Source organism: Devosia sp. YIM 151766 (assembly GCF_030285925.1).
GTDB lineage: Bacteria > Pseudomonadota > Alphaproteobacteria > Rhizobiales > Devosiaceae > Devosia.
Map to the genome: position 1 here is coordinate 1,413,829 of NZ_CP127251.1, position 11,213 is coordinate 1,425,041.

Sequence of the window (11,213 nt, forward strand, 5' to 3'; positions counted from 1 at the left end):
GGGGGACATTGTCGGCGGCGCGGCGAACGGCTAGAACCCGCCCCATGAAACAGGTCAACTTCTTCCTCACCGCCACCGACGGCATGGCCCGTCGCGGCCATATCGATACGCCGCGCGGCGAGATCAACACGCCGGCCTTCATGCCGGTGGGTACGGCCGGCACCGTCAAGGCCATGTATCCCGAACAGGTGCGCGAAACCGGCGCCGATATTCTGTTGGGCAATACCTATCACCTGATGCTGCGGCCCGGCGCCGAGCGCGTGGCGTCGCTGGGCGGGCTGCATGTGTTCATGGACTGGCAGCGGCCGATCCTGACCGATAGCGGCGGCTTCCAGGTCATGTCGCTGGCCAAGCTGCGCAAGCTCACCGAGCAGGGCGTCACCTTCAGGTCTCATATCGACGGCTCGACCCACGAGCTGACGCCGGAGCGCTCGATAGAAATCCAGACCTTGCTGGATAGCGACATCATCATGCAGCTCGACGAATGCATCGCTCTGCCGGCGAAGCGCCAGGAAATCGAGCGGGCAATGGAATTGTCGCTGCGCTGGGCGGATCGATCCAAGATTGCCTTCAACAACCAGGCCAATCGGGCGCTGTTCGGCATCGTGCAGGGTGGCGACGACCCGGAATTACGCGCGCGTTCGGCGGCGGGGCTCAAATCCATCGGCTTCGACGGCTACGCCGTTGGCGGGCTGGCGGTGGGCGAGCCGCAGGAGGTCATGTTCCGGGTGCTGTCGGACATCACGCCGGAACTGCCATGGGACCGGCCGCGCTACCTGATGGGCGTCGGCAAGCCCGACGATATTCTGGGCGGCATCGAGCGCGGCATCGACATGTTCGACTGTGTGCACCCGACCCGGGCGGGGCGGCACGGCCACGCTTATACGCGCTTCGGTGTCATCAACCTGAAAAATGCCCGGCATAGGGATGATCATCGGCCGCTGGACGAGGCGTCGCCCAATCCCAATTGCCGGCGCTGGAGCCGGGCCTATCTGCATCACCTGGTCAAGACCGAGGAGATTTTGGGGGCCATGGTGCTTTCGCAGATCAATCTGGCCTATTATCAGGAATTGACTGCGGGCGCCCGCGCGGCCATCGAGGCCGGCCGGATCAATGATTTTGCGGCGGAGACGCGGGCGGCATGGGCTGCCGGCGACCTGCCGGTTCTGTAGAGGAAAAGAATATGGCCAAGGGGTCACGGGATAGCGGTTTCACGTCGCTCAGCAAGCATCGCAAGCGTCTTGCCGAGACGACGATGCGCGAAATGTTCGCCGAGGATAGCAAGCGGTTCGAGCGCTTCTCGGCCAATGGTGCCGGTATCCTGCTCGACTATTCCAAGAACCGGATCGATGCGGAAGCGCTGGAGGCCCTGTTCGAGCTGGCACGCGCCGCCGGGGTCGAAGAGCGCCGCACCCAGATGTGCGAGGGCGAGCACATCAACATTACCGAGGATCGCGCCGTGATGCACATGGCGCTGCGCTATCAGGGCGACCACCCGGTCGAGGTGGATGGCAATGACGTCATGCCGGATGTGCGCGGCGTCTTGAAGGCCATAGAGAATTACACCAATGCGGTGCGCAGCGGCGAAATCCGCGGCCATGGCGGCGAGCAGATCGCCGATGTGGTCAATATCGGCATCGGTGGCTCGGACCTCGGCCCGGCCATGGTGACGCTGGCGCTGGAGCCCTATACCCGCCCCGACCTGCGGGCGCATTACGTGTCCAATGTCGATGGCGCTCATATCCACGACATCCTCAAGCGCCTCGACCCCAAAAAGACGCTGTTCATCGTCGCTTCCAAGACCTTCACCACTGACGAAACCATGACCAATGCCAATTCGGCGCGGCAATGGATCGCCGAGGCGCTGGGCGAGGAGGCCGTGCCCAACCACTTTGCCGCCGTTTCGACCAATATCGAGGCCTGCGCCAGGTTCGGCATTCGCGAAGATCGTATCTTCGGTTTCTGGGACTGGGTCGGCGGCCGCTATTCGGTGTGGTCGGCCATCGGCCTGCCCATCGCGCTGGCGGTGGGCTACGATAATTTTGCCAAATTCCTTGCCGGCGCCGATGCGATGGACCGGCATTTTCTTGAAACGCCGCTGGAAGAGAACCTGCCGGTGATCATGGCGCTGCTGGGCGTGTGGTATCGCAATGCCTGGGGATTCTCGACCCATGCCGTGCTGCCCTATGACCAGCGGTTGAGCCGGTTTGCGGCCTATCTGCAGCAGCAGGACATGGAATCGAACGGCAAGTCGGTGACATTGGCGGGCAAGAAGGTCGAATGGCCGACCGGCCCGATCGTCTGGGGCGAGCCCGGCACCAATGGCCAACATGCCTTCTATCAGCTTATCCATCAGGGCACCGACATCATTCCCTGCGACTTCCTCATCGCCGCCCGGCCGCATGAGCACCTGCCGCCGCATCACGACAAGCTGGTGGCCAATGTGCTGGCCCAGTCCGAAGCGCTGATGCTGGGCAAGACCAAGGATGAGGTCGTGGCCGAGCTCAAGGCCGAGGGCCTCGAAAAAGACCGGATCAAGCTATTGGCCCCACACAAGGTCTTCCCCGGCAATCGTCCGTCCAACACGCTGTTCTATCCGCAATTGACGCCGGAAACGCTGGGTTCGCTGATTGCCCTTTATGAGCACAAGGTGTTCGTGCAGGGAGTGGTCTGGAACGTCAATTCCTACGACCAATGGGGCGTGGAACTGGGCAAGCAGCTCGCCAAGGCCTTATTGCCGAAGGTAGAGGGCGCAGCGAGCGGCGAGGGCCATGACAGCTCCACCCAGGGCCTGCTGGCCTATTACCAGGCCAACAAGGCGTAAGCGGCGTGACCATCACCACCGAAGAGCAGCTCGAAAAGCTCAAGGCCATCGGCCGCATCTGTGCCGTGGCGCGCGACGCCATGGCTGCGGCCATGCGGCCGGGCATGACCACGCTGGAACTGGACGAAATCGGCGCGAAGATATTGGCGGAGAACGGCGCGGTTTCGGCGCCGATCTTCACCTATGACTTTCCCGGCGCCACCTGCATCTCGGTCAATGAAGAGATTGCCCACGGCATTCCGGGCGAACGGGTGCTGGGCGAGGGCGATCTGGTCAATATCGACGTCTCCGCCGCCAGGGACGGCGTATTTGCCGATTGCGGCGCGTCCTACCTGCTGGGCCACGCCGACAAGCGGCTCGAAGCGCTGTGCCGCGATGGCAAGAAAGCCATGTGGGCCGGCATCCGCGCCGTCAGGGCCGGTGCGCCGCTCGCCGATATCGGCACTGCCATCGGCAAGGTGGCCAAGAAGGGCGGCTATACGCTGATAAGAAACCTGGCCAGCCATGGCGTGGGCGACAGCCTGCACGATGAACCGGGCGAAATCCCCACCTGGCCGGACCGCTCGGAGCGCCGCCGCATCGGCAATGGGCTGGTATTTACCATCGAGCCGTTCCTGTCATTGGGCGGGCAGATGGCCGAGCAGAAATCGGCCGACGATGAATGGACGCTGGTGGCCGAGCCGCCGGCGCCTTGCGTCCAATATGAGCATACATTGGTGGCGACGCCGCGTGGCGCGGTGGTGGTGACGCTGGCCGCCTGATCCGAACTTTGGCGCTATAGCCAGATCAGCAAGAGCGGACCGAGGACGATGGCCCCTATGCCCAGCACGAAGCGCAGATTGCCCAGGCGGCGCAGGGCCGGCACGCTTACCAGCGTCGACAGGGCCAGGAAGCCGACCAGCGCGATCAATGCCGGCAACAGCAGATTGAGGTTGAGCGCGGTGTTTTCCGTCAATTGCAGATAGATCATGTGGCCGCCGGCAAAGCCGATAAGGGCCATGATGACGACCGTGACCGCCTTGGCGGTGATCAGCAGGGCCATGTCTATCGTATTGCTGTTCAGCAGCAGGGCGAGGCCCGATGCGGTGACGTGCACGGCCGCCAGCGTGGCGAAGACGCCGCTGCCGGCCAGAATCGGCACCAGTTCCGGTGGCGCATGGAGCGGCAGGGAGCCAACCATCGGCAGGTTGGCGCCATATTGCGCCAGCAGCAGGATGGCATAAAGCATGATCAGCGTGCTGCCGGCGAAAATCAGCAATGTCACTGCAAGAACCTTGAGCAGGTCCGTCGTATCCTGAGACATATTTCCCCCAGCCGCGTTGCTCGTTGCCGATATTACGACAAGTCGCTGATTCTCAAATCCGATTGCGCTTGCGGATGGCGGTGTTTCCGGTTTGCGTATGCGGCAGGTCGCGGCGCGGCGCCAACAGGATACGCGCCGGCTTGCGGAACTCCTCGGAGAGCTCGCCGGCATCGGCCCGATTGTCCAGTTCGGCGTAGGGATCTATGCAAGATTGCGGCATGACTGGCTCCATTGTCCGGAACGCCGCGGATTGGAGAGAGTGGTACGCCGGGCGGGGTTCGAACCCGCGACCATTCGATTAAAAGTCGAATGCTCTACCACTGAGCTACCGGCGCCTGAAAGGAACACCGTATGGCGTTCGCGGCGGAACATAAACGGAGTTCGTCGCCTGTCAACCGCCTTAGCGCGACATGCGGCGATCTCGAAAAAGCAAATGATCGCTCCCATGTCATTGATATTGCGCCGTTCCTTGCCGAAAGCCGGTTTTCATCTGCTCCGGCCATGGGTCTATGGAGCCAGCGCCAGCGGCGTTCCGTCATAGGGCATAGGCATGCAGGCGATGGAAATGCGTTCGAAACGCTGGCAGAGCGCCGTGGCTTCGGCCAGTTCAGAAATCGGCCCGGCAAGGATGCGCTTGTCATTCCCGTCGGCCGCATCGGCCAGCAGCGGCGCCAGATCCAACAGCAAGGGTCCGAGTTTCAGCGTGAGGTCATTCCACATAGCGGGCGCCTGTTCGAAGGGCACGGCCGCGCCGATGGCAATGCCATAGGCATTCTGATCGGCAACCGCCAAAGCGGCCGGCGCGGAAACCGGCACCGGAAGCGGCTGGTCGATCGCGGGCATGGCCTGGGGCAGGATGGATTGGCGAACGGATACCGAGCCGCCCTCGGCATCGAAGGACAGGATTTCGCCGCTACCGATGGAGGCGGTCACGCTCGCTCGGTCGACCGGCCTGGATTCCGGCTGTGCTTCAACCATTTGCGGCACCGTTACTTCCAGGGCGCCGACCCGGCGGACAATTTCGCTGCCGGATTTTTCCTGTAGGGCGAACCGGCTGAGCAGCAATTCGTTCTCGTGCCTGAGCCGGCTGGTGTCATCGCGCAATTGCCCCACCTCGAGCCGCAAGGTCTCGATGGAGGCGCCGGCGACGCGCGGCTGATGCAGGCCGCCGATAATGCTTTGCGGCACCAGCAGCGATATATTGGAGCCGAAAACGGCCAGGCCGGCACAGACAAGCGCGATCAGGCCCCAAAGGGTCACGTCCGATTGTCGAAACTGCTCAGATGCTTTAGCCACCGAAAAAAACCTGCCATGACGCCCGAATCGTATGGCGCGCTAGATTGTAGCTTGGGCCCTTCGTTATCGGTTCGCCAACTCTCCTGTGCCATAAAATTGTGAAAATACCGGCGGAAAAGCGGCCGGAACGGAGTATGCGCGATGACCGAACTGCTTTCCATCATTCTCGCGGCCGGCGAGGGGACGCGGATGCGGTCTTCGCTGCCCAAAGTTCTGCACCCGGTGGGGGGGCTGCCGATCATCGGCCATGTGGCGCGCGCGGCCCGCGAGGCGGGATCGAGCCGGATCGCGCTGGTGACGGGACCGCGGCACAGGGCCACCCGCGACACGGTCTCGGCGCTGGACCCGGACGTGGTGCATTTCGAGCAATCGGAGGCCCGGGGGACCGGCCATGCCGCCGCGATGGCGCGGCAATTGTTCGCGGATGCCCAGGGCTACGTCGCCGTGGTCTATGGCGACCATCCCTTGCTGCGTGGGCACAATTTCCGGGCGGTTCTGGATCGGCTGGATGACGGGCTGGACGTGGCGATCCTGGGATTCGAGCCGGCCGATCCGACGGGTTATGGCCGGTTCATTACCGAAGGCGAGAAATTGCTGGCCATTCGCGAGCACAAGGATGCCAGCGAGGACGAGCGCCGGATCGGGCTGTGCAATGCCTGTATCCTGGCCTTTCGCGCCGATGTGTTTCGCGAGATGATCGACAAGATCGACAGCAACAATGCGCAGGGCGAATATTACCTCACCGATATGGTGAACCTCGCCAATGCCGCCGGCAAGAAGGTCGGCTATGGCGTCGCGCCGGAAAATGACGTCATGGGCGTCAATGACCGCAGCCAATTGGCGCGGGCGGAAAAGCTGTTCCAGGACCTGCGCCGCGATGATGTCATGAAGGCCGGCGTGACCTTGCGCGATCCCGAAAGCGTGTTCTTTTCCTGGGACACCGAGATCGGGCGCGATGTGACCATCTTCCCCAATGTGGTATTCGGGCCGGGGGTAAAAATCGCCGACAATGCCGAAATCCGCGCCTTCTGCGACATCGAGGATGCGGTGATCGGGGAGGGGGCGAGCATCGGGCCCTTCGCGCGGATTCGCGGCGGGGCGGAATTGGGACCGAACGTGCATCTGGGCAATTTCGTCGAGGTGAAGAAATCCAGGATCGGCGCCGGGACCAAGGCGGGGCACCTCAGCTATCTGGGCGATGCCGAAATCGGCGCCGAGACCAATATCGGCGCCGGGACCATCACCTGCAATTACGACGGCGTGAACAAGGACAAGACCATTATCGGCGACAAGGTCTTTATCGGCTCGCAGACCTCGCTGGTGGCACCGGTAACGATTGGCGACGGGGCCTATACCGCGTCGGGCAGCGTCATCACTGCGGACGTGCCCGCCGATGCCCTGGCGATGGGGCGGGCGCGGCAGGAGAACAAACCAGGCTATGCGCTCCGGCTGAAAGAGCGGGCGCTGGCCAAGAAGGCTGCCAAGGGGAAGTAAGATGTGCGGAATTGTTGGGATTGTCGGCGATGCGCCGGTGGCAGGCCGCCTGGTGGATGCGCTGAAGCGCCTGGAATATCGGGGCTATGACAGCGCCGGCGTGGCGACGCTGGAAGGCGGCGCCATCGCGCGGCGGCGGGCCGAGGGCAAGCTGGGGAACCTGGCGACCCGGCTGGGCATGGAGCCGCTGGACGGGCATGTGGGCATCGGCCACACCCGCTGGGCAACCCATGGCGCGCCCAATGAGAACAACGCCCATCCCCACGCCACCGAACGCGTGGCCGTAGTCCATAACGGCATTATCGAGAATTTCCGCGAGCTGCTGGCCGATCTGGCAGCGGATAATTATCTGCCCAAGACCGAGACGGACACCGAATCGGTGGCGCTATGGGTGACGCGCGAACTGGACCGGGGCGCCGACCCGGAGCTGGCGGTGGCGCGGACGTTGAAAAAGCTCAAGGGCGCCTTTGCCTTGGCTTTCATGTTCAAGGGCGAGAACGGCTTGCTGATCGCCGCGCGACATGGCGCGCCGCTGGCCGTGGGTTATGGCACGACGGAAATGTATCTGGGATCGGATGCCATGGCCCTGGCGCCCTTCACCTCGCGGCTGACCTATCTCGAGGACGGCGACTGGGCGGTGATCACGCCCCGGGGGGTGAGCATCCGCGATGGCCGCGACGCGCTGGTGCAGCGCGAGCAGATGGTGTCCCAGGCTTCGGCCCTGCTGGTGGACAAGGGCAATCACCGGCATTTCATGGCCAAGGAAATCTACGAGCAGCCCGAGACCATCTCGCACACGCTGAGCCATTATGTGGACATGGGCGCCGAGAAAGTGGCGATCCGGGAGAACTTGCCCTTTGATTTCGCTGAACTTTCCCGGCTGACGATCAGCGCTTGCGGCACGGCCTATTACGCTGGCGCCATCGCCAAATACTGGTTCGAGCGCTATGCGCGGCTGCCGGTGGATATCGATGTGGCCAGTGAATTCCGCTATCGCGAACCGCCGCTGGAAAAAGGCGGGCTGTCGCTGTTCATCTCGCAATCGGGCGAGACGGCGGACACGCTGGCGGCCCTGCGTTATTGCGCCGGGCAGGGCCAGCATGTGGCGAGCCTGGTCAATACGCTGGAATCCACCATTGCCCGGGAATCAGGGGTGGTTTTCCCCATCCTGTGCGGCCCGGAAATCGGCGTGGCCTCGACCAAGGCGCTGACCGCGCAACTGACCGCCCTGGCGAGCCTCGCCATCGCCGCGGGTCGGGCGCGGGGCGTGTTAAGCGCCGCGCAGGAGGAGGAAATGGTGCGGGCGCTGACGGCCCTGCCTTCGGCGGTTTCGGCGGCTTTGGGTGCGGAAGAGCAGATCGTGGAGATTTCCAAGCGCCTGTCCAAGGCCAAGGATGTGCTCTATCTCGGCCGTGGAGCGATGTTCCCTGTGGCGATGGAAGGCGCATTAAAGCTAAAGGAAATCAGCTACATACACGCGGAAGGTTATGCAGCAGGTGAACTAAAGCATGGGCCGATCGCGCTGGTGGACGAGGCCATGCCGGTGATCGTGGTGGCGCCATCGGATGAACTGGTCGACAAGACCCTGAGCAATATGCAGGAAGTGGCGGCACGGGGCGGCAAGATTATTGTCATAACCGATGAGGAAGGCGCCGAAACCGTGGGCCATGGCGTAGCCGACATCATCGAAATCCCCCATGTCCATTCCTTCGTCGCGCCGATCCTGGCGATCATTCCGGTGCAATTGCTGGCCTACCACACGGCGGTATTCATGGGCACCGATGTGGACCAGCCGCGTAATCTGGCCAAGTCAGTGACAGTGGAATAGTACGCGGGGGCAGGGCGAGGATAAATCGAGCCCGGCGCAGCGCCATCGCCGAGAGCTTGTCGAACCATGGGTTCGGCGGCGGCGGTGGGCGCGAGACGCCCCCACTATCCCGCGCGGATCAACGGAATGGCCAGGTGTTTCCGGAATAAATACAATAGGATACGGATGGCATCGCCTTCGGGGCCGGTGAGGCCGGGATTGCGGGCCAGCAGGTTCTTGGCATCGTCGTGAGCGAATTCGAGCAGGTGGCGGTGGACGTCGGGAACGGCGAGGCGATAGCCGGGCATGCCGGATTGCCTGGTGCCGAGCAGGTCGCCCTGGCCGCGTAATTCGAGGTCGCGTTCGGCGATCACGAAACCGTCCTCGGTGGATTTTATGGTTTCGAGACGAGCCTTCGCCGTTTCGCTAAGTGGTTCTTTATACAGCAATAAACAGGCCGAGCGCTGCGAACCACGGCCGACGCGGCCGCGAAGCTGGTGCAGCTGGGCAAGGCCGAAACGCTCGGCATGCTCGATGATCATGATAGTGGCATTGGGCACGTCGACACCGACCTCGATAACGGTGGTGGCGACCAATAGCTTGATTTCATTGGCTTTAAACCGCTCCATCACCGCCTGCTTGGCGGCGGCGGACATGCGGCCATGGACCAGCGCGACCTGATCGCCGAAGACCTGCCGGAGCTCGGCGAAGCGGTCCTCGGCGCTGACGACTTCCAGCGTTTCGCTTTCCTCGACCAGGGGGCAGACCCAATAGGCCTGGGCGCCTTCGGCCAAACGGGCCTGGAGGCGAGCGATGACGCGGGGGTAATCGTTGATGGAAAGCACCGCGCTATCAATGGGCTGGCGGCCGGCCGGCTTCTCGCGCAGCACGCTGACTTCCATGTCGCCGAAATGGGTCAGCACCAGGGTTCGGGGAATCGGCGTGGCGGTCATGACCAGCAGGTCGGTGTGGCGGCCCTTGTCGGACAGGGCAAGGCGTTGATGGACGCCGAAGCGGTGCTGCTCGTCGACGACGGTTAATCCCAAGTCCTTGAATTTTATATCGGATTGGAACAGGGCATGGGTGCCGACGATGATGGAGATGGAGCCATCGGCGAGCCCGGCACGGATGGCGCGGCGCTCGGCGGCGGGCATCTTGCCGGTGAGCAGGGCACAGCCGATCCCGGCCCCGTCGCAGAGCGGCTTGATCGTCCTAAAGTGTTGGGAGGCAAGCAATTCGGTCGGCGCCATGAGGGCGGATTGGGCGCCGGATTCGGCCATGGCGGCCATAGCCATGAGCGCCACCACGGTCTTGCCCGAGCCGACATCGCCCTGGAGCAGGCGGCTCATCCGGTCGGGCGCCCGCAGGTCGGCAAGGATGTCATCAAGGGCCGCCTGCTGACCGCCGGTCAGCGCAAAGGGTAACAGACTGCTAACGTTGAGCGTCGCATCAGCGCTAAAAACCCGCGCAATTCCTCGCGCCGAGACCATAGTGGAGCGCACCAGTTGCAGGGTGATCTGGCCGGCAAGGTATTCATCATAGGCGAGACGCTGGCGGGCCGGAGCCCAAAGCTCGGACTCGTCCGGCTGGTCCGGCAAGTGGACCATGCGCATGGCCTGGGTGAAGGACGGCCATTTGCGGCTGGCCATGGTAGCGGCGTCAATCCATTCGGGGATATCCGGCAGTACCTCGACGGCCTGGCGGACCAGCTTGGCCAGGGCCTTGGAGGACAGGCCATTGGTGAGCGGATAGACCGGCTCGACCAGGGGCAGACTGGCGAAATTGTCCGGCTCGACGATGTAGTCGGGATGGGTGATCTGCTTTTCGCCGTTGAAGAAGCCGATCTGCCCGGAAACGTAGCGCTCCTCGCCCACCGGCAGCGCTTTCTCCACCCAGCCGCCCTGGGCGCGGAAAAAGACCAGGCTGATATCGCCGCTATCGTCATGGGCGAAGACGCGGTGCGGCACATACGGCTTGCCGCGCGGCGGCGGCTGGTGCCGGTCGATATGCAGGCGCAGGGTGACCACCTGGTTGAGATGGGCGTCGGCAATGCCGACCTGGCGGCGGCGGTCGACCATTCCGGACGGCATATGCATGAGCACGTCGAGAATGATGGCGTCCTGACCATCCGGCGCGCCGAAATAGCGGGTGAGCAGGGCAGCCAGCTTGTCGCCCACGCCTTTGACGGTGTGCAGCGAGCGAAATAGCGGCTCTAGGGTTTCCGGGCGGGACAAGGGCGATTCTCCTGAGGGAGAGGGTATTGGGGGCAGCGGCTGGGAACAATGGCTGGGACGTTCGGCAAACCATGGCGTGCGTCACCCTCGCGTCGCGCGCCAGGGGGACGATCCGAGACGGCGACAATTCTGGCCCATCCGGGTGGACTGCGGGAGCAGTCCGGTGGCGACCCCGGACGAGAAGAGGCCGGCGGATGTGGTGACAACCTCTCGCAAGGCGCGTAAAGAACACGCCCAAATCGAGAACGAATTATG

The 11,213-nt window shown here is 63.3% G+C and carries 9 protein-coding genes and 1 tRNA gene; 5 read left to right on the top strand and 5 right to left on the bottom strand.

The features are described from left to right. Positions 1–44 precede the first annotated feature (44 nt). The 3 genes from tgt to map are packed head-to-tail and all read left to right on the top strand — an operon-like array spanning position 45 to position 3,585. Complete coding sequence (tgt, locus tag O9Z70_RS06930) at positions 45–1,172, top strand: tRNA guanosine(34) transglycosylase Tgt (protein WP_286021737.1); 1,128 nt, start codon at positions 45–47, stop codon at positions 1,170–1,172. An 11-nt stretch (positions 1,173–1,183) separates the two neighbouring features. Then, entirely contained in the window at positions 1,184–2,824 is a 1,641-nt protein-coding gene (pgi, locus tag O9Z70_RS06935; RefSeq protein WP_286021738.1) for a glucose-6-phosphate isomerase, read from the top strand. Between the two features lie 5 nt (positions 2,825–2,829). After that, a complete protein-coding gene (map, locus tag O9Z70_RS06940; protein WP_286021739.1) occupies positions 2,830–3,585 on the top strand; it encodes a type I methionyl aminopeptidase in 756 nt (251 codons plus the stop codon). 14 nt (positions 3,586–3,599) lie between these two features. On the opposite strand, the gene O9Z70_RS06945 is transcribed toward map, so the two are convergent. The 4 genes from O9Z70_RS06945 to O9Z70_RS06960 all read right to left on the bottom strand — a co-directional run bounded on the left by O9Z70_RS06945 (position 3,600) and on the right by O9Z70_RS06960 (position 5,423). Continuing rightward, a complete protein-coding gene (locus O9Z70_RS06945; RefSeq protein ID WP_286021740.1) occupies positions 3,600–4,127 on the bottom strand; it encodes a hypothetical protein in 528 nt (175 codons plus the stop codon). A 52-nt stretch (positions 4,128–4,179) separates the two neighbouring features. Next, positions 4,180–4,347 (bottom strand): hypothetical protein, encoded by a 168-nt coding sequence (locus tag O9Z70_RS06950; protein WP_286021741.1) that lies wholly within the window; start codon positions 4,345–4,347, stop codon positions 4,180–4,182. A gap of 40 nt (positions 4,348–4,387) precedes the next feature. Continuing rightward, positions 4,388–4,462: transfer RNA gene (locus O9Z70_RS06955), tRNA-Lys, on the bottom strand. Between the two features lie 172 nt (positions 4,463–4,634). Continuing rightward, positions 4,635–5,423: a hypothetical protein gene (locus O9Z70_RS06960; RefSeq protein ID WP_286021742.1), complete on the bottom strand. Its 789-nt coding sequence runs from the start codon at positions 5,421–5,423 to the stop codon at positions 4,635–4,637. Between the two features lie 141 nt (positions 5,424–5,564). Between O9Z70_RS06960 and glmU the strand changes: the two genes are divergently transcribed. Next, positions 5,565–6,917, top strand: coding sequence for a bifunctional UDP-N-acetylglucosamine diphosphorylase/glucosamine-1-phosphate N-acetyltransferase GlmU (gene glmU / locus O9Z70_RS06965; RefSeq protein ID WP_286021743.1), 1,353 nt, complete (start codon positions 5,565–5,567; stop codon positions 6,915–6,917). A gap of 1 nt (position 6,918) precedes the next feature. Then, on the top strand, positions 6,919–8,745 hold the full coding sequence (gene glmS, locus O9Z70_RS06970; protein WP_286021744.1) for a glutamine--fructose-6-phosphate transaminase (isomerizing): 1,827 nt from the start codon (positions 6,919–6,921) through the stop codon (positions 8,743–8,745). 104 nt (positions 8,746–8,849) lie between these two features. Here the strand turns inward: glmS and recG are convergent, their stop codons facing one another. Next, entirely contained in the window at positions 8,850–10,958 is a 2,109-nt protein-coding gene (gene recG, locus O9Z70_RS06975; RefSeq protein WP_286021745.1) for an ATP-dependent DNA helicase RecG, read from the bottom strand. Between the last annotated feature and the right edge of the window lie 255 nt (positions 10,959–11,213).